This window comes from Cellulophaga tyrosinoxydans (assembly GCF_900176415.1).
GTDB lineage: Bacteria > Bacteroidota > Bacteroidia > Flavobacteriales > Flavobacteriaceae > Cellulophaga > Cellulophaga tyrosinoxydans.
Map to the genome: position 1 here is coordinate 202,731 of NZ_FWXO01000001.1, position 22,396 is coordinate 225,126.

20 protein-coding genes and 1 riboswitch are annotated in these 22,396 nt (G+C 34.3%); all 20 genes read right to left on the reverse strand.

Annotation, left to right across the window (positions count from 1 at the left end; all coding sequences use genetic code 11):
- Window positions 1-9: 9 nt before the first annotated feature.
- Window positions 10-870: a prephenate dehydrogenase gene (locus B8963_RS00975; RefSeq protein WP_084059442.1), complete on the reverse strand. Its 861-nt coding sequence runs from the start codon at window positions 868-870 to the stop codon at window positions 10-12.
- Between the two features lie 100 nt (window positions 871-970).
- Complete coding sequence (locus tag B8963_RS00980; protein WP_084059443.1) at window positions 971-2,116, reverse strand: pyridoxal phosphate-dependent aminotransferase; 1,146 nt, start codon at window positions 2,114-2,116, stop codon at window positions 971-973.
- A complete protein-coding gene (locus tag B8963_RS00985) occupies window positions 2,113-2,940 on the reverse strand; it encodes a prephenate dehydratase (protein ID WP_084059444.1) in 828 nt (275 codons plus the stop codon). The genes B8963_RS00980 and B8963_RS00985 overlap by 4 nt, the downstream gene beginning before the upstream one ends.
- Before the next feature lie 440 nt (window positions 2,941-3,380).
- Window positions 3,381-4,481: a hypothetical protein gene (locus tag B8963_RS00990; protein WP_084059445.1), complete on the reverse strand. Its 1,101-nt coding sequence runs from the start codon at window positions 4,479-4,481 to the stop codon at window positions 3,381-3,383.
- A 121-nt stretch (window positions 4,482-4,602) separates the two neighbouring features.
- Entirely contained in the window at window positions 4,603-5,688 is a 1,086-nt protein-coding gene (locus B8963_RS00995) for a serine hydrolase domain-containing protein (RefSeq protein WP_084060681.1), read from the reverse strand.
- 2 nt (window positions 5,689-5,690) lie between these two features.
- Window positions 5,691-6,449 carry a head GIN domain-containing protein gene (locus B8963_RS01000; protein ID WP_084059446.1) on the reverse strand — a complete coding sequence of 253 codons (759 nt, stop codon included), beginning with the start codon at window positions 6,447-6,449 and terminating at the stop codon, window positions 5,691-5,693.
- Complete coding sequence (locus tag B8963_RS01005) at window positions 6,449-7,549, reverse strand: acyloxyacyl hydrolase (RefSeq protein WP_084059447.1); 1,101 nt, start codon at window positions 7,547-7,549, stop codon at window positions 6,449-6,451. The genes B8963_RS01000 and B8963_RS01005 overlap by 1 nt, the downstream gene beginning before the upstream one ends.
- A 65-nt stretch (window positions 7,550-7,614) precedes the next feature.
- Window positions 7,615-8,568, reverse strand: coding sequence for a methylenetetrahydrofolate reductase [NAD(P)H] (gene metF, locus B8963_RS01010; RefSeq protein ID WP_084059448.1), 954 nt, complete (start codon window positions 8,566-8,568; stop codon window positions 7,615-7,617).
- Between the two features lie 115 nt (window positions 8,569-8,683).
- Window positions 8,684-11,395 carry a methionine synthase gene (gene metH / locus B8963_RS01015; RefSeq protein ID WP_084059449.1) on the reverse strand — a complete coding sequence of 904 codons (2,712 nt, stop codon included), beginning with the start codon at window positions 11,393-11,395 and terminating at the stop codon, window positions 8,684-8,686.
- Complete coding sequence (locus B8963_RS01020) at window positions 11,392-11,742, reverse strand: four helix bundle protein (protein ID WP_200810810.1); 351 nt, start codon at window positions 11,740-11,742, stop codon at window positions 11,392-11,394. Before B8963_RS01020 ends, metH begins: the two co-directional genes overlap by 4 nt.
- A 34-nt stretch (window positions 11,743-11,776) precedes the next feature.
- Window positions 11,777-12,778: a homocysteine S-methyltransferase family protein gene (locus tag B8963_RS01025; RefSeq protein WP_084060682.1), complete on the reverse strand. Its 1,002-nt coding sequence runs from the start codon at window positions 12,776-12,778 to the stop codon at window positions 11,777-11,779.
- A gap of 174 nt (window positions 12,779-12,952) precedes the next feature.
- Window positions 12,953-13,077: riboswitch (SAM riboswitch) on the reverse strand.
- A gap of 134 nt (window positions 13,078-13,211) precedes the next feature.
- Window positions 13,212-14,276: an NAD(P)/FAD-dependent oxidoreductase gene (locus tag B8963_RS01030; protein ID WP_084059451.1), complete on the reverse strand. Its 1,065-nt coding sequence runs from the start codon at window positions 14,274-14,276 to the stop codon at window positions 13,212-13,214.
- A gap of 53 nt (window positions 14,277-14,329) precedes the next feature.
- Window positions 14,330-15,112 carry a uroporphyrinogen-III C-methyltransferase gene (gene cobA, locus B8963_RS01035; RefSeq protein WP_084059452.1) on the reverse strand — a complete coding sequence of 261 codons (783 nt, stop codon included), beginning with the start codon at window positions 15,110-15,112 and terminating at the stop codon, window positions 14,330-14,332.
- Window positions 15,113-15,116: 4 nt separating this feature from the next.
- Window positions 15,117-17,207, reverse strand: a complete 2,091-nt coding sequence (locus B8963_RS01040) for a HEPN domain-containing protein (protein WP_084059453.1) — start codon at window positions 17,205-17,207, stop codon at window positions 15,117-15,119.
- A gap of 112 nt (window positions 17,208-17,319) precedes the next feature.
- Window positions 17,320-18,567 carry a sulfate adenylyltransferase subunit 1 gene (locus B8963_RS01045; RefSeq protein WP_084059454.1) on the reverse strand — a complete coding sequence of 416 codons (1,248 nt, stop codon included), beginning with the start codon at window positions 18,565-18,567 and terminating at the stop codon, window positions 17,320-17,322.
- 140 nt (window positions 18,568-18,707) lie between these two features.
- A complete protein-coding gene (cysD, locus tag B8963_RS01050; protein ID WP_084059455.1) occupies window positions 18,708-19,607 on the reverse strand; it encodes a sulfate adenylyltransferase subunit CysD in 900 nt (299 codons plus the stop codon).
- 65 nt (window positions 19,608-19,672) lie between these two features.
- Entirely contained in the window at window positions 19,673-20,296 is a 624-nt protein-coding gene (locus B8963_RS01055; RefSeq protein WP_084059456.1) for a phosphoadenosine phosphosulfate reductase domain-containing protein, read from the reverse strand.
- Between the two features lie 14 nt (window positions 20,297-20,310).
- The gene (locus B8963_RS01060) at window positions 20,311-20,574 is read right to left on the reverse strand and encodes a DUF2061 domain-containing protein (RefSeq protein WP_084060683.1); all 264 of its coding nucleotides are present in this window, start codon (window positions 20,572-20,574) and stop codon (window positions 20,311-20,313) included.
- Window positions 20,575-20,744: 170 nt separating this feature from the next.
- Complete coding sequence (locus B8963_RS01065; RefSeq protein WP_084059457.1) at window positions 20,745-21,155, reverse strand: RrF2 family transcriptional regulator; 411 nt, start codon at window positions 21,153-21,155, stop codon at window positions 20,745-20,747.
- A 68-nt stretch (window positions 21,156-21,223) separates the two neighbouring features.
- Window positions 21,224-22,393, reverse strand: a complete 1,170-nt coding sequence (locus B8963_RS01070; protein WP_084059458.1) for a trans-sulfuration enzyme family protein — start codon at window positions 22,391-22,393, stop codon at window positions 21,224-21,226.
- Window positions 22,394-22,396 lie beyond the last annotated feature (3 nt).

Sequence of the window (22,396 nt, forward strand, 5' to 3'; positions counted from 1 at the left end):
CTTCTTGTTCTATTTTTTGTTAAGTGGTATTCCGTTTAATATTTCTTTTATTCTATTGGTACTATTCATTTCATTATAAATGCCATCGTAATCGTCATCTTTAAGCATTTGCTTAAAATCTTTAAGGTTGGTTATATACTCCTCTAGAGTTTCTATAACATTAGCCTTATTCTGTTTAAAAATTGGTGTCCACATGGCGGGTGAACTTTTTGCCAATCGAACAGTGCTTTCAAATCCACTCCCAGCCATATCAAAAATATCGCGCTCATTTTTCTCTTTTTCTATCACTGTTTTCCCAAGCATAAAAGAGCTGATATGTGATAAATGCGATACATAGGCAATATGTTTATCATGTGCCTCTGGGTTCATATATCGAATTCGCATTCCTAATTGCTGAAATATTGCTAAAGCTTTTTCCTGCAATTTGAAAGCCGTTTTTTCTACCTCACAGATAATATTTGTTTTCCCTTGAAACAAATTATGTATTGCTGCAGATGGACCTGAAAATTCTGTTCCCGCAATAGGATGACATGCTAAAAAATTTCGTCTTTTAGGATGTGAAGCTACCGCATTACAAATTAACGATTTTGTTGAGCCTGCGTCCAACACAACTGCTTCATCATTTACGACATCCAAAACTTTAGGAAGCTCCAAAACCATAATATCTACAGGCACTGAAACGATTACGATATCCGCTATTGACAAATCGCTAAAACTTGCCTTTTTATCAATTAAATTGATGGACAACGCCTCTTGTATGTGATTTTCATTGGTGTCTATGCCATAAATAACAGCTTCTGGATTATTAACTTTAATATCCTTAGCCATTGACCCTCCAATTAAACCAACACCGATTACAAATACATTCATTTTTTATTCTGATAAGGAAGAAAAACTTTTAAAATAGATGTCTAATTGTTTTTAAACACTGCCTTTCTTCATTCTATACTAAGTTCTTTGCGCTATAGTATCAAAATCTACTAATTGCTTCTTTAATTTTATCTTCTGTTATACACAATGAAAAACGTATATAGCCTTCGCCATTGCTTCCAAAAATAGTTCCAGGTGTAATAAATATGTTTTTCTCATAAAGAATTTCATCTATAAACGCTTCTGATGATTTTGCTCCGTTAGGTAATTTTGCCCAAACAAACATACCAACTGCATTTTTATCGTAATCACAACCCAATTTATCTGCCAACAGAAACATAAGCTTTTGACGTTTTTCATACACCTCATTAAAACTATCAAACCAATCTTGTCCACTCTTTAAGGCCGCAATAGCTCCTTTCTGTATGCCATAAAACATTCCAGAATCCATATTACTTTTTACTTTTAAAACAGCATTTATATGATCTTCACTACCCAAAACCATACCTACACGCCAACCAGCCATGTTAAATGTTTTACTCAATGAATTTAACTCCAATGCTACATCTTTAGCCCCTTCTACACTTAAGATACTGCTTGGATTAGCGTTTAAAACAAAGCTATATGGATTGTCATTCACCAATAAAATACCATTCTTTTTAGCAAACGCCACCAAAGCTTCAAACTGCTTTGTAGAAGCATTTGCTCCCGTTGGCATATGCGGATAACTTACCCACATAATTTTTGTTTTAGACAAATCTTGCTTCTCCAATTCGGCTAAATCGGGGAACCAATTATTCTTAGCTACCAAATCATAATACTTGGGTACGGCTCCAACTAAATTTGTTACCGACGTATAGGTTGGGTATCCTGGATTAGGAATCAAAACCTCATCACCCGGGTTTAAAAATGCCAGACTAATATGCATAATACCCTCTTTGGAACCCATAAGTGGTAAAATTTCGCTCGAAGGATTACAAACTACTTGATAGTTTTTTTTATAAAAATCGGCAATAGCTTCTCTAAACTCTGGTAAACCCTGATAGCTCTGATATTGATGCGCTCCTTTATGCGAAACGGCATTCTTTATGGCGTCTAAAACTTCTTTTGACGGATCTAAATCTGGGCTACCTATACCCATATTGATAATAGGTCTTCCTTCCGCCATTAAACCCCTTACCTCTCTTAGCTTTTTTGAGAAGTAATACTCTTCAACTGTATTTAGTCGGTTTGCAGTAGTTATCATATTCTTGCATTTTTATACTCCCCTAACACTTTAAACTCTTCCGTCATTATTTCTAGAAGAGATTTAGCCTTGGAGAAATGTGCATATTGTTCAAAAGTAACATCGACAAAAAAGGCATATTTCCATGGTCTTTCAATTACGGGTAACGACTGTATTTTAGTTAAATTCAAAGTACAATCACTCATAACATTTAAAATAGCTGCAAGACTACCTCTTTTGTGATCTGCTACAAAACGAACAGATGCTTTATTAATTTGATCATGAGGTAATTCTTTATTTTTAGTTTTTAAAATTATAAAGCGAGTAGAATTATTAGTAATGGTCTGTATTTCTGATGCTATAATCTCCAAATCGTATAATTCTGCAGCCGCTTTTGGTGCAATTGCTGCGATTGTTTTTAACTGATTTTTTTGAATTTGAAGAGCAGTTTCAGCTGTATCAACAGCTTCGACCATTTTTATATCAGGATAACTTTTCAAAAACTCCTTACATTGAAGTAGTGCCATTGGATGAGAATGTACCTCTGTAATATCTTCAATTTTCTGTCCTTTGAGCACCATTAAGTTATGATGTATATTTAAATAATGCTCCCCAATGATGTGCAGGTTATTATGAAAAACTAAATTGTAATTAGGGATAATAGATCCTGCGATAGAATTTTCAATAGCCATAACTGCTTTATCTGCTCTACCTGATAAAGTTTGTGCTACTAAATCATCGAACGACATGCATTCTACTAATTCAATATTTTCTCCAAAATAGTCTCTAGCCACTTGATGATGATTAGATCCTTTTATTCCTTGTATGGCTATTTTCAGACTCATTTGCGATACACTTTATGCTTTAAATTTTTCTATCTTCCCTTATTTTTTAAGGATTTTTTTATCTTAAAAAGACAATCTGCTATTTCTTTTTTTTTAAATTTCAATCAAAAAAAAAGCCCCGTTTTACACGGGACTTCTATTTGTTTATATATTTAGAATATACTACAACAGTCCCGCACCTCTCTTAAAAAAGAAGTAAAAAAAGAAACCGTTCCAGAAATATTGCTTTGTCATAATTGTTCTAAACTGCTGCTAAAGTAATACATATATTCAAAATTCAAAATATACTACAATCTTTTTTTTAATGTTTTTATTTTTTAAACAAAACTTACGAATAATTTTAATAATTAAACATTTTATTGCGAATTGCATACTAAAACAAGTTTCAACAAAACAAAAAAGGCTCCTTAAAAGGAGCCTTTAATTATTTATTATGCTGCCTACTTTTTATTAAAATAGTAGCTATATTCTTCAACTTCACCTTCAAAAGAATCAGAAATTTTAAGTATAAATGTACTAGCCGTAAGCTCTATTTGCCCGCTAAACACTAATTCTCCTTCTTCTTCGGTATATGTTTCAATTTCGCCTCCTTCATTATATGAATATTCAAATTCTACTAAAGTTAATTCACCCTTTTCTTCATTATAAGCCCAATTACCTTTTGAAGTATATACAGATTCGTACTCACTTGAAACTAACTCACAACTTGCTTGTGACGCTTCATAATCGTAATCAGAATAGCTACTATTTTCAGTATAAGAGTACGTTCCATTACTATTAAAAGTCATATCTAAACCATTAATGGTGTAACAATAAGAACTTTCAACTTCTTTAGAGGTGCCATTATCACAATATAAATCAAAGGTATATGCTTCACAAGAAGGCTCATTTACTTTTATTGTTTCTCCTTCAGAAACTTCTTTTACATACTCCCAATCGGCAACAAGATTAATATTACCACCCCAAGATTCAACAGTTACACAAACCTCTTGTGGCTGACTGATATTACCTTGATTATCGTAAATACAAATAACATAGCAAAAAGTACCTGCAGGGATCGCTGCTGAAAATCCAACATTGATTTCGGTGTTTTCATCTTTTCGAGTTGTAGAATTATCTTTTGCTAAAAAGTTCTTTCTTTTGTTTTGAGCTATTTTACCACTGTACGAATTGGTTGCACTTAATGGCACATCAAAATATGAAGAAGCCATTCCGTTGCCATCTTTTAATTGAATATATGCTCCTGCAAATTCCACTGGCGCTTCAAAAATAATATCAAAGCCACTTTTCTGAAAAGCTGTTTGGGTTGAGTAATCAAGACTAAAAGCCAAATTTCCTGTTGGAACAGGGCTACCTGTTACTTTTTGCGCACCATCAATGGTAATGCCCGCAGTCGCAGCGTTGATCTCGATTTGCTCGTCTTCAATTAAGTTAACACCTTCTGGATCAATATCTTTTGAAAGTGAAGAACTTTCATCTTTGGAACATGAAAATACTCCGAAAGCAAGTAGACATAAGACTAGAAAATTTGATTTTCTCATAATTTAAAGTTTATTTTTAAGATTGGTTACGTGAAGTTTATTAATTCACTTTTGAATGAACGGCCTATTTATTTAAATATTGCCAAATACATTGAAAACCTATTTCTTTTCATTAAACCATTTAGGAACTCAAAAATGCATCTATTACTTGATCCAATTCTTCCTGAACATTCGGATTTGTGCAATTAATGAGAACAGATAGCACCATTTTTTCTTCAGGATACACAAAAAAATTAGAATAGCCCCCTACACCATTGCCGATATGCCCGTAAAAGGGTCTTCCTTTCGCATCTTGACTAACCTGCCAGCCCAAACCGTAATAGGTTAATTCATTATTTATAATTTCAGAACTTAAAAACTGATTCTGAGTTGAATCAATTAAAACCTCTTTATTTAAAAAGGCTTGTCCAAAATTGGAAATATCTTGCGCAGTCGATAAATAACCACCTCCAGCAAGTTTAAAAAAATTATTCACAGGAATTGCCTTTCTAAACCCTAGGCTACTTTTAGAATAAAACGTGGTTAGTTGAAGGTTTTTATTTTCTAGCACATCCATCCCTGTCGGACTTGCGGCAAAGGTATTTTCTAAACCTAAAGGATCTAAAACTTTTGTTTTTACATATTCCTCAAAAGGTATTCCGCTAGCCTCTTGCATAGCTAGTGAAATTAAAACCCAATCATAACTATTATAATGGTATCCTGTTCCAGGCTCAAACAACAAAGCATCATCTTTAAAAATACCTATGCTCTCTTTTATTGAATAGGGTTCATTTAAACCATATTCTTTACCCATATACCCTCTAATACCGGCAGTATGACTTGCCAACTGTCTAATAGTAAAATCCCATTCCTTTTTTGGATAGTATGGCACATAGGTATAAAAAGAGGTATCTAAATCTATAATACCCTCATCTACCATTTTTGCAAGCGCAGTTGCTGCTAAAGGTTTAGAAACACTAGCTATTCTAAATACCGATTTTTCTGGGTTAATCTTTATCTTATTTTCAATATCAGCAAAACCATATCCCTTTTTAAAATAAGGCTTGCCATTTTTTAAGACTGAAACAGCTATGCCTGGTACTTTTTTTGACTGTATTAACCGTTGCAATTCACATTCCGCTTTTGCTAAACCTTGCAACTGTTTATCGTTTCCAACAACTCGCTGAAAAGAAAAAAAGTCCTTTAAATATGATAATAATGGTTTCACTTTCAATTTTTAAATATCAATCTACCTTTATAAAGTTCTTCTACTTCCACAGTTGCAGGAGTATTATAACTTATTACATTTCCGGTACTTACAATGGATCCATTTAATGCTTGTTGTGGATTTACCAGCATATCATTAGAACCTCGATGAAATAAATTTACATTTTCTGCCATCAAATTTTCAGCGTCTAGTCTTGAATCTCCTGCCGCAAATGTGATATTTAAATTCTGAGTTGCCCCATTAACTTTAAAAAATGCTATTCCATTCGAGACTATATTTACTGAAGTGTTGTTAACGGTTATATTAAATTCTCCATCGGTTGTTTCAGCCTCTATATCACCAAAACTTTCAGAGAAAAGAGTAAGATCTGGATAACTTAAAATTCCATCACTTTTTATTGGAAAACCTGTACTACTTCGTATTTCGCTAATATTGGGCGAAGTTACATACAATGTTGTTAATCCAAAATCACGAACCAAATTGCAACTATTTTCGTTACGAATTGTTAACCTGTTGTCTAAAACTTCAACAGTAATATCATTTCTAAGATTTTTACCTGTTTCTAAAATCACTTGCTGTTCAACACCTTGTTTCACAACGAGTTTAACGCCTTCAAAAACAGTAATTAAAGAAAAGTTTTTTAACTGCAATTCTTCCTGAATTATTTCCCCAGATTTTTGAAAACAATCGCCCGCATTCTCACTATCGCAACCTAAAAAGATAGTCAGAAAAATAACTAATATGCTTGTTTTCTTTATCATTATAATCGTATTCCTATACCAAATTCAACTGCTTCTGCCTTTGCGCCATGCGATTTTAGACTCAACACGCCATAAACCTTATCTCCAAAATAGCGTTTCATTCCCATTCTATTATACACCCGACCTTCAAAATCATAGGGATAATACACATAATATCCAAGTTGACTTATAACCGACATTTTATTTATAAATAACTCGTGTCCTACAAAAATTCCAACACGCTTATAATCTGTGCTCGCCTCAATATTTCTTTCAGGAAATGCTATAGATTGATACTTAATTTGTTCTTTTAGAAAATTAGATAAAAATACATCTGTACCCAGCTGCAGAGCACTTAAAGTACCTAAGCGTTTGTCTGCATATGCCGAAAAAATGTAAAACGGATATTGGCCAGAATTAATAACATCACTTTCATTAATTCCAGTTCTAAAAGCTAAATTTAATTTTAAAGGTTCCTTTATCTTCTCTTTTTCTGATGCTATATATGAAATTCCTTTTCTACCATCTAAATCATAAACCACACCAGCATTAAATGCAAATGTATTTGTTGATGTATTCGGAGCTTTTACATTGGCGTTTGAATAGTGTATAACTGTAATCCCTGCTTTTAACCCTAAACCTTTAAGAATATTTTCTTTGTGAAGGTTAAGCATTAGATAGGTTGAACTTAAAAAATCTGATCCGAAAGCATTATTTCTAAAGTTCTCTACTTTATCATAAGGATTAGTATTATATGCTATTCCCTGTCCAATTCGGAATTGAATATTCCGTTTTAAGAAATAAAAATTATAATGTGCGTAGAGTCCGTAATTTTGCCCTAAAGTTTCGTTATTAAATTCTTGATATATAAACGAATAGCCTAAATCTGGGTAGTTGTAGCGTTGTTCCCAAGCCTCTAAACCATAAGTTTTACGGTTTAGACTTAAAAGCAATCCACCAGGATGTGAATTTATTAAATGCGTAACATCAGGATTATGGCGCAATATGGTGCCGTAAAACTGATTTGCATCAAGTGTATATCTTTTTTTTTCTTGAGAATCTTGTTGAGAGAAACAAAATGAAGCCAAAAAAACAAAACAAACAGAAAGTTTACTATTCATGTATAGAATTAATGGTTTCAAAAGTAAGAATTCACTAGCAACCGATAATCATGTTTATACGTTAATTAAAAAACTTCTTTTGCAATGGCCTTAATATTATCAGATTTTCCCATGGTGTAATAATGCAAGACAGGAACTCCAGCTGCCTTTAATTCTTTTGATTGTTGAATTGCCCATTCTACACCCACTTGCCTAACCTCCAAATTATTTTTACATGCCTCCACAGCTTCTACCAAATCTTGAGGCAAATCTAAACTGAAAACTTGTGGCAATAATTGCAAATGTCTTTTTACAGCAATAGGCTTTATTCCTGGAATAATTGGCACCTGTATTCCAATAGCTTTTGCGGCCTCCACAAATTCAAAATACTTTTTATTATCAAAAAACATTTGAGTTACTACGTAATCCGCACCAGCATCTACTTTTTCTTTCAGGCGTTTTAAATCAGACATAAAAGAGGGAGCCTCTAAGTGTTTTTCAGGATACCCTGCAACGCCAATGCAAAAATCTGAACGATCTTCACCTTGCACATCATCGTGTAGATACTTCCCCTTATTTAAATTCTGAATCTGAGAAACGAGATCAGTTGCATATACATTCCCGCCTTCCGTTGGCGTGAAATACTTTTCCTCTTTCATAGCATCACCACGTAAGGCCATTACATTGTCAATACCCAAATAATGACAATCAATCAACATATACTCTGTTTCTGCTTTGGTAAAACCTCCACAAATAACATGTGGAATGGTATCCACATTAAATTTATGTTTAATTGATGCACAAATACCTACTGTACCTGGGCGCATACGTGTAATTTTTTTATCATAAAGACCGGCTTTATCAATATAAACATACTCCTCGCGAGAAGTTGTTACATCAATAAATGGCGGATTAAACTCCATTAAAGGATGAATGTTATCATACAATTCTTGAATACTATTACCTTTAACTGGTGGTACAATCTCAAAAGAAAATAAGGTATTTCCTTTAGCGTTTTTTATATGGTCTGTTACTTTCATCGTTGCCTCTCCCCCCGCCCTCTCCAAAGGAAAGGGAGCTTATAACTGGGGTGCTTTTAATTATTAATAAATATCTTCCTTAAATTTTAAAATTTGATTTAAAAATTATAGTAATTTAATCATCAGCTATATTTGTTGCCAACCATTTTGTAGCCTCTTCTAATGGAATTCCTTTTCTCCTAGCGAAATCAGCTACTTGATCTTCTTTTATTTTTCCAAGACCAAAATAACGCGCCTCCGGATTCGCAAAATAATAGCCACTAACACTAGATGCTGGCCACATGGCCAAACTCTCTGTTAACTTTACGCCTATTTTTTCTTCTACACCCAATAACTCCCAAATAGTAAATTTCTCCAAGTGATCTGGGCATGCAGGATAACCAGGTGCAGGACGTATACCTTTGTAGGTTTCATTAATTAATTCTTCATTAGTTAAATTTTCATCTTTAGAATAGCCCCAATGATGTATACGTACTTCTTTATGCAAATATTCGGCATAGGCCTCGGCCAAACGATCGGCTAGTGCTTTTACTAAGATTGAATTATAATCATCTAAATTTTCTTTATAGGCATCTGCCATTTCATCAACACCAAAACCAGTACTCACGCAAAAACAACCAATATAATCTTGGATGCCAGATTCTTTTGGTGCTATAAAATCGGCTAAGGCATAATCGGGCACCCCTTCACGCCTTTGCAATTGCTGGCGCAGGGTTCTAAAAATAAATTCGCTGCCTTCCGATTGTAAAACAATATCATCTTCGTTAATTGTATTTGCAGGAAAAATGCCAAAAATACCTTTTGCTTTTAATCGCTTCTCTTCAAATATTTTCTTCAACATTTTCTGGGCATCTGCATACAACTCAACCGCCTGTTCACCAACTACATCATCCGTAAGAATATCGGGAAATTTACCATGCAACTCCCAACCTCTAAAGAAAGGAGACCAGTCTATATAAGGCACTAACTTTTCTAATGCTAGATCTTCAAAAACCTGAATTCCTAATTGATTTGGTTTAACAATTTCAGCGCTAGCCCAATTAATTTGAAACTTGTTTGCACGAGCTTCAGCAATAGTTTTGTATTCTTTCTTTTTTGTTCTGCTTAAAAACTTATCTCGGAAAGATTCGTAATCGAGTTTTATATTTTTCTTATACGCTAAAGCCGTATCCTTTTGCAATAAATCACCAACAACGGTTACTGCTCGTGATGCATCATTTACATGCACAACTGCTTGACTATATTGTGTATCAATTTTAACCGCAGTATGCGCCTTACTGGTGGTTGCCCCTCCAATTAACAAAGGCACTTTAAAGTTCTGACGTTCCATTTCTTTCGCCAAAAAAACCATTTCATCTAGGGATGGTGTAATTAATCCGCTAAGGCCAATAATATCTACATTATGCTCAATGGCTGCATTAATAATTTTTTCTGGCGGTACCATAACACCAAGGTCTACTATTTCATAATTATTACAAGCAAGAACCACACTCACAATATTTTTACCAATATCATGAACATCTCCTTTAACGGTAGCCATTAATATTTTACCAGCGCCTTTATCATCGCCTACTTGTGGATTAAGGCGTTTTTCTTCTTCAATATAAGGTAAAAGATAGGCGACTGCTTTTTTCATTACTCGAGCAGATTTTACTACTTGTGGCAGAAACATTTTTCCGCTTCCGAATAAATCACCAACCACATTCATTCCTGTCATTAAATGACCTTCAATAACTTCTATAGGTTTATTTACGCTTACACGAGCGGCTTCAATATCTTCTAAAATATACTGATCAATACCTTTTACTAATGCTCGGGTAATACGGTTTTGCAATGGCTCCTCCCTCCATGACAAATCTACTTTACTCTCTTTTGCAGTTCCTACAACAGTTTCAGCAAAATCTAAAAGTCGTTCTGTAGCATCATCTCTTCTGTTAAGAATTACATCTTCAACACGTTCTAATAAATCTATAGGAATATCATCATAAACACCTAATAAACTAGGATTTACAATTCCCATATTCATCCCTGCTTGAATGGCATGATATAAAAACACAGAGTGCATAGCCTCGCGTACGGGATCGTTACCTCTAAAACTAAATGATACGTTACTCACGCCACCACTTACGCTACAATGTGGTAGATTTTCTCTTACCCATTTCGTTGCTTTTATAAAGTCGATGGCATTAAGTTTATGCTCATCCATCCCTGTTGCCACAGGAAATATGTTTAAATCGAATATGATATCTTCGGGCGCAAAGTTTACTTCGTTTACCAAAATATCATATGAGCGTTTTGAAATTTCTAATCTTCGCTCGTAATTATCTGCCTGACCAGTTTCGTCAAATGCCATTACGATTACGGCTGCACCATAACGTTTAATTAATTTTGCTTGATGCTTGAATTGCGCTTCTCCTTCTTTAAGACTAATTGAATTTACTACACATTTACCCTGAACAACTTGTAGTCCTGCCTCAATTATTTCCCATTTTGAACTATCTATCATAATAGGAACTCTAGCAATATCTGGTTCAGCAATTACTAAATTCAGGAACTTTACCATGGCGGCTTTACCATCGATAAGGCCGTCATCCATGTTAATATCAATAATCTGAGCACCACCCTCTACTTGTTCACGTGCAACATCCAAGGCTTCTTCAAATTTTTCCTCTTTTATGAGCCGAAGGAATTTTTTTGAACCAGCTACATTTGTACGTTCTCCAACATTTACAAAATTTGTATTTTCGGAAAGTACCAAAGGTTCAAGACCGCTTAATTTAAGAAAACGCTGTTCGTTATTCGTTATTCGTTGTTCGTTGTTCGTCATACTCGCTTCTGGTAATTAATAAATCCGTTCAACAACTTCTTTACTCTTTCAACTTCATTCAAAATGGCATTAATATCTGATGTAATATATTCTAAATCGTTAGCTAATATTATTTGAGTTTCTAGTTCATACAAGGAACCCCTACTAATATGTAAAAAATGCACTGTTTCTTTGTTTGACTGTCTTCCGCAACCCTCTGCAATATTAGAAGAAACTGAAACTACACACCTCCTTATTTGGGATGTTAGCCCATATTGCTCTTCTTTTGGAAAAGTCTTAGTTAAAACGTAAACAGTTTTAACCAAATTCCGAGCTTGCAACCAAACATCTAACTCTTTATAATCCAAAATTCTATTTCTTTACTTTTAAAACCATTAACGATTAACGAGAAACGATTACCGGCCTTGGTTTTATATTTTTAACAACATTGGCTATAGCCGTAATATGTTCCGGTGTTGTACCACAACAACCGCCAACAATGTTTACCAAACTTTTTTCTACATACTCTTTAATCTGAGCTGCCATTTGCTCCGGAGTTTCATCATAGGCACCAAAGGCATTAGGTAACCCAGCATTTGGATGCGCTGATATAGCAAACTCCGTTTTAGCGGCTAAAACTTCTAAGTGTGGTACTAGTTGTTTAGCCCCTAAAGCACAATTAAACCCAACTGATAATATTGGAATATGTGATATAGATATTAAAAAAGCCTCCGCTGTTTGTCCAGATAATGTTCTGCCAGATGCATCGGTTATGGTGCCACTGACCATAATAGGAATATCTATATTACGTTCTTCTTTAACTTCTTCAATCGCAAAAAGAGCTGCTTTTGCATTTAAGGTATCGAAAATGGTTTCTACCAATAACAAATCTACACCACCTTCTATTAAAGCTTCTACTTGTTGTTTATATGCTATGCGTAATTCATCAAATGAAACGGCTCTAAAACCAGGATCATTTACATCTGGTGACATACTTGCGGTTTTATTTGTTGGCCCAATACTACCTGCAACGAATCTAGGCTTATTTGGCTCTTTCGCCGTGAACTCATCAGCCACTTGCTTGGCAATTCTCGCCGACTCATAGTTTAGTTCGTAAACCAAATCTTCCATGAAGTAATCGGCCATAGCGATTGTTGTTCCTGAAAATGTATTGGTTTCAACTATATCTGCTCCTGCAGCAAAATACTGTCTATGCACATCTGCAATAGCTTCGGGTTGGGTTAAAGACAACAAATCGTTATTCCCTTGCAAAGGATGTTTCCAATCTTTAAAACGCTCTCCACGAAAATCTTCCTCAGTAAATTTGTGACGCTGAAGCATGGTACCCATGGCTCCATCCAACACTAAAATGCGTTCTTTAAGTATGTCTTTTATATTTTTCATTTTCTTGTTTTCGTAAACTATTCTTTTACGCGTTAGGGATAGCAGCGGCATCCTTTTTTACTTGAAAATGTAAAAAAGATACAGCGAATAGCCCGGTCATTTGTTTTTCACAAATGAAACGCTATATAAATTAAATATCAAGTAAAGTAAAAACTGAGACGAAATGTTTAGCTTTTGTTATCTATTTCAAAATATTAGATTCTGAATAGAACTTAGCACCTTCTTTTTAAGCGAATTCACTTTTAAAAGGGTTGCCAAGGCTTCATTGGGTCTAGTCCCTCCACCTTTCTTGATAACTGTTTTTCAATGTTGCAATGAACTAATTACAGATTGCAAAGAAACGCCACTGTACAATTAAAAGCAAATAATCTATACAATAAAAGCCTTCGAACAGTATTTGTAAGAAGGCTTTAAAAATTAGTCTTTAGTAAATTTATGCTAGTATACTTTGCACTACTTCTTTTTTAGCTTCTTTCTTAGATCCGTCAAAACCTTCAACCCCTCCTACGGTGGTGTATTTCATTACATATCGTTTCCCAGGGTTTATAATTTGATAAGCAAACTGACACATGACAGCGGCCTCGTGAAAACCAGAAAGTATTAATTTCAACTTGCCTTCGTACGTATTAACATCACCTATAGCAAATACTCCAGGAATATTGGTTTGATAATCTTTAGCGTTATTTACTTTAATAGCATTTTTTTCTATTTCTAATCCCCAATCACCTATGGGACCCAATTTTGGAGATAAACCAAAAAGAGGAATAAAATTGTCTACCTCTAAAATGGTTTCACCTTTTTCCTGATCATTATGCTTTATCGTAACAGCATTCAATTTTTCTTCACCTGAAATTGCAACCACTTCGGCTTCTGTATATAATTGAATTTTGCCCAATTTTGCTAATTCCGCAGCTTTTTCAACAGAATCTAAAGCTCCTCTAAACTCATTTCGTCTATGTACCAATGATACTTCTGAAGCCACATCTGCTAAGAAAATTGCCCAATCTAATGCAGAATCTCCACCGCCAGCAATTACCACTTTTTTATTGCGATATACCTCTGGATCTTTAATAAAATAGTTAACCCCTTTGTCTTCAAAATTTACAATATTAGGAATCAGTGGTTTTCTAGGCTCAAAAGAACCCAATCCGCCTGCAATTACAACAACTGGCGCATGATGTTTTGTGCCTTTATTTGTAGTAATAATAAAAGACCCATCTTCTTGTTTATCTAATGTTTCTGCACGTTCTCCTAAAGTAAAACCTGCTTCAAAAGGTTTTATTTGCTCCATTAAGTTATCCACTAAATGTCCGGCTAAAATCTCTGGAAATGCAGGAATATCGTAAATAGGTTTCTTTGGATATATTTCTGAACACTGTCCACCTGGTTGTGGTAGTGCATCTATTAAATGGCATTTTAATTTTAATAATCCTGCTTCAAAAACGGTAAACAACCCTGTTGGTCCCGCTCCTATAATTAAGATGTCTGTTTTTATCATTTCTACTAATTCAAAAAAAATTCATGTTTGTTGGAAAAATTCGTCACTTATGATTAAACTCCCAATTCTTCTACTTTTATATTTGATAAGACGGCACTTTCAAGCGCTGCCCTATGATTAACAACCTCTCCAATAATTATAATTGCTGGGTTCGTTAATTGTTGTTTTTCAACTTCTACATTAATAGTCGAAATAGTTGCAATTCCTATCTTTTCGTCTTCCCTTGTTCCATTTTGGATAATAGCAATTGGCGTTTCTGATTTTCCTTCTTTCTGAAATAAATCTACAATCGCTGCTAATTTGGACATTCCCATTAAAATTACAACAGTGGCATTTGATTTTGCTGCCAAAGCAACATCTGATGATAATTTATGATCCTTGGTTGTTCCTGTAATTACCCAAAAACTCTCCGCTGCACCTCTTTTAGTTACTGGAATATTCTGCGAGGCAGGCACGGCTATTGATGATGAAATACCTGGCACCATTGCTACCTCTAAACCATGCTGTGCTGCATACTCCATTTCTTCAGCTCCACGACCAAAAATAAATGGATCGCCACCCTTTAAACGCACTACATGTTGATTTTGACCACGTTGTACAATTAATTCGTTTATCTGATCTTGCTGATACGTATAACAACCTTTTCTTTTTCCAACAAAAATTAATTCAGCACTGCCAGCATACTTTAGCAACTCGGTATTCACCAAGGCATCATACAGTACAACATCCGCAGATTTTAAAGCATTTATTGCTTTAACTGTTATTAATTCTGGATCTCCTGGACCAGCACCAATGACGGTAAGTAAGCCTTTTGTATTTTTACTTGTTAGTTTCATTGGACTATACTTCTGCGAGTTCTGCTTGTCTAAAAATTTGAACTTTTTTCAAGAATTCTTTTGTATCCTTCAAATATTGCGTTGCAAATTCCTGAGTTGGTTCGTTTTTATTTATTTGAAGGATTAAATTTTCAAATCCGCCAACAAGTGATATTCTTTCACTGGCCACAAATTTTTCATCAAAATCCTTTATAATACTAATATGTGTATTTGTTTTTACGTTTTCAGCAGTAAGTAAAGCTTTTGCTGTATTCACCATTGAGGCATACGAATGAAAAATACTTGCTGCCCATTTTCCATTTTCTAAAGTAGCTTCTGCATTCTGAATTTTTTCTTCGCTTTCTAACAATAAAGTAGCAATTAAATCTATCACCACACCAGCACATTCACCAACACCAATAGCTTGTACATATTCTTCGGAATTACCCCAATCGATAAAATCTTCAGGTGTTAAATTTTCAACATCTGTTAAATGTTTTAAAAGATCATAAAAATACATTTGCTCCTTCTCTGCATAGTAGTCTGGAAATGATAATCCGTTTCCGTTAGCATCAAAATCATTCAAAATGATACGTAATGCCTCAGGACCTCTTTTACTGGGTATTTTTACCACTTTATCTGCAAACCTACCTTCGCCATTTCCAATATTTCCACCACCTAAAAGCACTTGTAAAGCAGGAGCAACTAATTTTGCTTTTGTACGCACTGACATACCTTGAAAACCAATATTTGCCATGTTGTGCTGTCCACAAGCGTTCATACATCCGCTAATTTTAATAACCACATCTGGATTATTAATATAGTCTGGATACTCCACTTTCATTACCCGTTCTAACTCTGCCGCAATACCTGTACTACTTGCAATACCCAAATTACATGTATCTGTTCCAGGACATGCTGTTATATCTATTCCTTTATTGTAACCCGCTTCTGTGAAACCTAATTTTTCTAATTCTGTGTAGAAAAAAGGTATGGATTCTACTTTTACATATGGAATTATTATGTTCTGACGTAGTGAAAGTCTTATTTCACTAGCCGCATATTTCTCTACTAAATCAGCCAAAGCACGTGCTTCTTTTAAATAAAAATCACCTAACAATACTTTAATACCTATAGCAACATAACCTTCTTGTTTTTGAGGAATTATGTTGGTAGATTTCCAATTTTCGAAAGCTTTTTGATCTTTTATCTCAACTTCTGGAACAACTGCACCTGCAATCCTTGGTTTTGGATAAGCAGCTGCATCAATAGGGAATGTTTTTACTGGAATTGCTATTTGTTCTTCTTCTAACAAAGCTTTGAAACCCTCTAATCCTAAATCTTTTAATAAGAATTTTAGTCGTGCTTTTGCTCTACTTTTACGCTCTCCGTATCTATCAAAAACACGTACAACGCCTTCCATTAAAGGAATTATTTTATCAGCAGGCAAGAAAGAATACAATTCATCTGCATGACGTGGTTGAGAACCTAATCCACCACCCAACATTACTTTAAAGCCTATTATTCCATTTTCTATTTTAGCAATAAAACCTAAATCGTGCATATAAGAAAGTCCTGTATCTGCATCACTAGAAGAAAAAGAAACTTTAAACTTACGACCCAACTCTTGGCTAATTGGATTTCTTAAAAAATACTGAAACAGTGCGTGTGCGTAAGGAGAAACATCAAAAGGTTCATCTACATCTATTCCCGCAGTTTCACTAGCCGTAACATTACGTACCGTATTACCACAAGCTTCACGAAGCGTAATATCTGATTGCTCTAATTCTGCCCATAATTCTGGAGTTCTATTCAAGTCTACAAAGTGAATTTGAATATCTTGACGGGTAGTAATATGCAAACGTCCAATGGAATATTCCTCAGAAACATCAGAAATTCTTCTAAGCTGTTCAGACGAAACTTTACCATAAGGCAACTTAATACGTATCATTTGAACGCCTTCTTGGCGCTGTCCATAAACCCCACGTGCTAAACGTAAGCTTCGAAACTTTTCTTCATCTATTTTTCCATTGTGAAACATTTCGATTTTGTTCGCTAAATCGATAATATCTTTTTCTACAATTGGATTTTCTATTTCTGTTCTAAAACTCTGCATAAAGTAGCCCCTCCTAACCTTCCCAAGGGGAAGGAATTCTTACTTGGGCTAGTAAGAATATTGTTGTTTAATAAATTCATAATCCACCATTTTGTGGATTAAGTAGCTTAGTTTATTGAATAAACCCAGCACCTACTGTATTATTGGTCTTTGTATCAATTAGGATAAAAGAGCCATTAGTTCGGTGTTTTTTAAAGGCATCAAAGAAAATTGGTTTATTTAATTTGAAGGTTACCTCAGCAATATCATTCATTCCTAAAGCTTTAACATCAGTATCTATACCTGAATAATCCGGATTTATTTTATGATTTATAGCTTCAACTTTTGCTAATACTTTATTTACACCGTGTTGTACTACATATTTATTTCCTGGCTCTAATTTTTCAGAATCCATCCAAGAAATATTAGCTGTAAATTGCTTATCAATAGTAGGTAAATCACCCACTTTTACAATCATATCACCTCTACTCACATTAATTTCATCTTCTAAGGTAATGGTGACTGAAGAACGTCTGGAAGCCGTTTGGTACTTTTTATCGTAGAAATAAATTTCTTTAATTCTTGATTTAGTTTGTGATGGCAAAGCAACAACTTCATCACCTACACTTAATTCGCCACCGTAAACTTTACCAGCAAATCCTCTAAAATCGTGAAAGTCTTCTGTTTTTGGTCTAATTACATATTGTACAGGAAAACGTGGCGTTCCGGTATTGTAGATATCTTTTTTATCTAAATCTTCTAAATGTTCCAACAAAGTCTGACCTGAATACCAAGGTGTATTTTCAGATTTATTCACCACATTATCTCCTTTTAAAGCACTAACAGGAATAAAAGTAATATGCTGATCTTGGTAATCTCTTTTTGCCATTAAGGTTGAAAAATCTGCTTTAATCTCGTTATATCTCTCCTCAGAAAAATCAACCAAATCCATTTTATTTATGGCAACAATAACATCTTTTACACGAAGTAAATTATTAATAAAAAAATGACGATTTGTTTGCTCAATAACACCTTTACGTGCATCTATTAAAATAATAGCCGCCTGTGAGGTTGATGCCCCTGTAACCATGTTTCTGGTATACTCCACATGACCTGGAGTATCTGCAATAATGTAGCTTTTCTTAGCTGTAGAAAAATAAATATGCGCAACATCTATTGTAATACCTTGTTCACGTTCAGCCACAAGACCATCTGTAGCAAGTGAAAAATCTAAATAATCGTAGCCTTTTTGCTTACTGGTTTTTTCGATAGCTTCAAGCTTATCACTTGTCAAAGATTTTGTGTCATACAGAATTCTACCTATCAAGGTGCTTTTTCCGTCATCTACACTACCTGCTGTTGCTATTTTTAGTACTTCCATTTTAAAATTCGTTGTTCGTTGCTGGTTGTTTGTTGATGGTTCTTTTTATCTCCACCTAAACAGCCTAAAAATTTTGTTCGTTTATATGAGTTATTTTTTATTGAAATTGCTAACAACTAGCAATCCAAAACCAACAACTACTAGAAATATCCTTGTTGTTTTCTTTTTTCCATGGCTGCTTCAGAACGCTTATCGTCTATTCGAGCACCTCTCTCAGAAATAGAAGAGTCTCTAATTTCTTGAACTACAGAAGCAATATCTGCAGCATCGGAAAATACAGCTGCTGTACAACTCATATCCCCAACGGTTCTAAAACGAACCATTCTTTCGATCACTTCTTCATCTTCTTCCTGATACACATAATCTGAATGCGACCAAATAAGTCCGTCTCTTAAAAATATTTTTCTTTTGTGTGCGAAGTAAATAGAAGGAATTTCAATCTTTTCTTTTTCAATATAAGACCACACATCTAGTTCTGTCCAGTTAGATATAGGAAAACAACGTACGTTTTGACCTAGTTCTATTTGCCCATTTAACATATCGAAAAGTTCAGGACGTTGTTTCTTTTCATCCCACTGACCAAAATCGTCACGAACCGAGAAAATACGTTCCTTAGCTCTAGCCTTTTCTTCATCTCTACGCGCACCACCAATACAAGCATCGAACTTAAATTCCTCAATGGCATCCAAAAGTGTTGTAGTTTGCAATGAGTTTCTACTAGAATATCTACCTGACTCTTCTTTTACTTTTCCTTGATCAATAGAATCTTGCACATTTCGTACAATTAGTTCTAAGCCTAACTCTTTTACTAATTTGTCTCTGAATTCAATAGTTTCAGGAAAGTTATGACCGGTATCAATATGCATTAATGGAAAAGGAATTTTTGCTGGCCAAAATGCTTTTTGTGCCAAACGCACTAAGGTTATAGAATCTTTACCACCAGAGAATAACAATACTGGCTTTTCAAATTGGGCAGCCACTTCTCTGATAATGTAAATTGCTTCGCTCTCTAAAGGATTTATATGTGATGTATCTTTCATTATAAAATTCAAATTCAAAAAATTAAGTTTAAGCTCAATATATACTGGTCTTTAAACTGATATGATTAGGTATGTAATCCACATTCACGGTTTTCTAAAACCTTAGTTGGATCAAAATATTTATGTTCGTTAGGCAAATTGTGACTGTCTAAATAAGCATCTAATTGCGCATCTGTCCAATGATAAAAAGGACTAACCTTTATAACACCATCTTTACTTAAACTCAAAATATCAATCTCATCACGAAACGCAGTTTGCCCTTTTCTTAAATTAGTAAACCAAACATCAGGTTTAAATTCTTCCATTGCTCTTCGGAATGGCTCCAATTTAACTTGCTCCGTAAATAATTTATGTTTTGGATCGTCGATACCAGGAATTCCCATTACTACATCTCGATGTGCAGTAGTTTGTTTAGGAACGTACAATTTTATATTTAGGTTTAATTTTTCAATTACCTCTTCGGCATGTCTATAAGTATTCGGCGTATTGTACCCTGTATCACACCATATTACAGGAATATCATTTTTTATATCAGAAACAGCATGCAAAATAGCAACTTCATAGGGACGAAAATTTGTAGTAACGACAGCATTTTCTGCAAATTGAATAGCCCAATAAATTATTTCAACAGGAGGTATTCCTTTTAATTGCAAACTTAAATCCTTTAATTGTTTCTCTGTAAATTTCATTTTTCAGCTATTTTCTATTTTCCCCAGTTTATATTATTCCAAATTCTTTCGTGAAAGAAATACAGTAGCATTTTGGTAAACAATTCAACAAAACCTATAGACAAGGCAACCTTTAATTCTCCAGTTACAATCCAAGAGATTAGCATGGTATCTAATGTGCCAATAATTCTCCAACTAATAGATTTTACAATACTACGTAAGGGTTTTTCAGATTTTTTATCCTTTTTGTAGTTTGTTTTCTCTGCGTTCTTATCTAAAATCAATTGTTCAGCAATCATGTTAAACATTTATATTAATACCCTATAGATTTAATAGAGTATGCAAAAATAAAAACTATTTTGAATCTACATAGGCAAAAGCTAAATAATTTTAGACATACCCTATAGTTTTAATAGATTACTAAAAAAATAATACGAAACTTATTAATTTGATAATGCTTAGAAAAATTTTAAGCTATTAAATCGGCAAGTGAAGTATTTCGGTATACTTCTAAATTACTATCACGAACTTGAAGCATAAGTTTGTGCACTCCACATGTAGCTTCATCAGGACAATCGCTGCATTTTTCATAAAAGTTTAAACTTACACAAGGTACCATCGAAATTGGTCCTTCTAGTACGCGCATTACAGCAGTCATTTGTATTTCGGCAGGATCTTTTATTAAATAATATCCGCCTCCTTTTCCTTTTTTACTACCTAAAAAACCAGTTTTACGCAAAGACAATAATATAGTTTCTAAAAACTTCTGAGAGATGTTTTCTGCATTCGCTATTTCGGCTATTTGTACTGGCGCCTTATCTTTTTGTTGCGCCAAAAATGTTAGTGCCTTAAGTCCGTATTTTGTCTTTTTTGATAGCATAAAACGAAGATAATCAAAAATAGTAATTCTTCTATAAAAGAAGAACCTCCATTAGTATTATAATATTTTTATGCTAATGCTTGCTTTATATCCGATATAATATCATCAATATGTTCCAATCCTACAGAAACACGTACAGTTCCATCTGTAATATTTACAGCCTCCCTTTCGACAGTAGATAATTTACTATGGGTAGTCGAAGCTGGATGGGTAACAATACTTCTTGAGTCTCCCAAATTGGCAGAAAGAGACAATAATTTAATGCCATCGAAAAATTTACGCCCAGCGTCTAAGCCGCCTTTTACCTCAAAAGCAACTATAGTCCCTCCCGCTTTCATTTGCTTTTTAGCAACCTCATACATGGGGTGCGATTGTAAAAAAGGATACTTCACCCAATTTACTTTAGGATGACTTTCTAAAAACTCCGCCAATTTTAAGGCATTTTCACAATGACGGTCTACACGAACTGCCAGCGTTTCCAAGCTTTTTGAAATTACCCATGCATTAAAAGGAGATAATGCTGGACCAGTAATGCGTGAAAAACGATAAACTTTATCAATCAACTCAGCGCTGCCTACTGTTATTCCAGCTAAGACACGGCCTTGACCATCCATTAATTTTGTTCCAGAATGTATTACTAAATCTGCTCCAAATTTTATGGGTTGTTGCAAATATGGGGTAGCAAAACAATTATCTATAATAAGTAATAAATTATGCTTTTTTGCAATTTTACCCAATGCTTCTAAATCTAAAATATCCACACCTGGATTAGTAGGCGATTCGGCATATATAAATTTAGTCGTAGGTTTAACCAATGCATCGATTGCCTCCAAATCATCAATCTCAAAATAGTCCGATGTAATGTTCCATTTTGGAAGAAAGTTCATAAATAGGCTATGGGTAGAACCAAAAATATTACGCGCAGAGATTACATGATCTCCACTATTTAACAAGGCTGCAAAAGTTGAAAATACAGCAGCCATGCCCGATGCAAAAGCGAAACCTGCCTCCGCCCCTTCCATTTGGCATACCTTCTCTATAAATTCGTTAGTATTTGGGTTGGAGTAACGAGAATATATATTACGGTCTTTTTCTTCACTAAAAGACGCACGCATATCTTCTGCATCATCAAAAACAAAACTTGAAGTTACATACATTGGTGTTGAGTGCTCCAAAAATTGGGTACGCTCCGTTTGTGTTCTTATTGCTTCTGTTTCGAATTTTTTCTTATTCTCCATTAT

Excerpts from the sequence above, each read along its gene's own strand:
- cysD (WP_084059455.1), bottom strand. The coding sequence starts at position 19,607 with ATGAAAGATACATCACATATAAATCCTTTAGAGAGCGAAGCAATTTAC.
- B8963_RS00985 (WP_084059444.1), bottom strand. The coding sequence starts at position 2,940 with ATGAGTCTGAAAATAGCCATACAAGGAATAAAAGGATCTAATCATCAT.
- B8963_RS01040 (WP_084059453.1), bottom strand. The coding sequence starts at position 17,207 with ATGCAGAGTTTTAGAACAGAAATAGAAAATCCAATTGTAGAAAAAGAT.
- B8963_RS00990 (WP_084059445.1), bottom strand. The coding sequence starts at position 4,481 with ATGAGAAAATCAAATTTTCTAGTCTTATGTCTACTTGCTTTCGGAGTA.
- B8963_RS01025 (WP_084060682.1), bottom strand. The coding sequence starts at position 12,778 with ATGAAAAATATAAAAGACATACTTAAAGAACGCATTTTAGTGTTGGAT.
- metH (WP_084059449.1), bottom strand. The coding sequence starts at position 11,395 with ATGACGAACAACGAACAACGAATAACGAATAACGAACAGCGTTTTCTT.
- B8963_RS00980 (WP_084059443.1), bottom strand. The coding sequence starts at position 2,116 with ATGATAACTACTGCAAACCGACTAAATACAGTTGAAGAGTATTACTTC.
- B8963_RS00975 (WP_084059442.1), bottom strand. The coding sequence starts at position 870 with ATGAATGTATTTGTAATCGGTGTTGGTTTAATTGGAGGGTCAATGGCT.
- B8963_RS01005 (WP_084059447.1), bottom strand. The coding sequence starts at position 7,549 with ATGAATAGTAAACTTTCTGTTTGTTTTGTTTTTTTGGCTTCATTTTGT.
- cobA (WP_084059452.1), bottom strand. The coding sequence starts at position 15,112 with ATGAAACTAACAAGTAAAAATACAAAAGGCTTACTTACCGTCATTGGT.
- B8963_RS01055 (WP_084059456.1), bottom strand. The coding sequence starts at position 20,296 with ATGAAATTTACAGAGAAACAATTAAAGGATTTAAGTTTGCAATTAAAA.
- metF (WP_084059448.1), bottom strand. The coding sequence starts at position 8,568 with ATGAAAGTAACAGACCATATAAAAAACGCTAAAGGAAATACCTTATTT.
- B8963_RS01000 (WP_084059446.1), bottom strand. The coding sequence starts at position 6,449 with ATGATAAAGAAAACAAGCATATTAGTTATTTTTCTGACTATCTTTTTA.
- B8963_RS01065 (WP_084059457.1), bottom strand. The coding sequence starts at position 21,155 with ATGCTATCAAAAAAGACAAAATACGGACTTAAGGCACTAACATTTTTG.
- B8963_RS01030 (WP_084059451.1), bottom strand. The coding sequence starts at position 14,276 with ATGATAAAAACAGACATCTTAATTATAGGAGCGGGACCAACAGGGTTG.
- B8963_RS01070 (WP_084059458.1), bottom strand. The coding sequence starts at position 22,393 with ATGGAGAATAAGAAAAAATTCGAAACAGAAGCAATAAGAACACAAACG.
- B8963_RS01060 (WP_084060683.1), bottom strand. The coding sequence starts at position 20,574 with ATGATTGCTGAACAATTGATTTTAGATAAGAACGCAGAGAAAACAAAC.
- B8963_RS01045 (WP_084059454.1), bottom strand. The coding sequence starts at position 18,567 with ATGGAAGTACTAAAAATAGCAACAGCAGGTAGTGTAGATGACGGAAAA.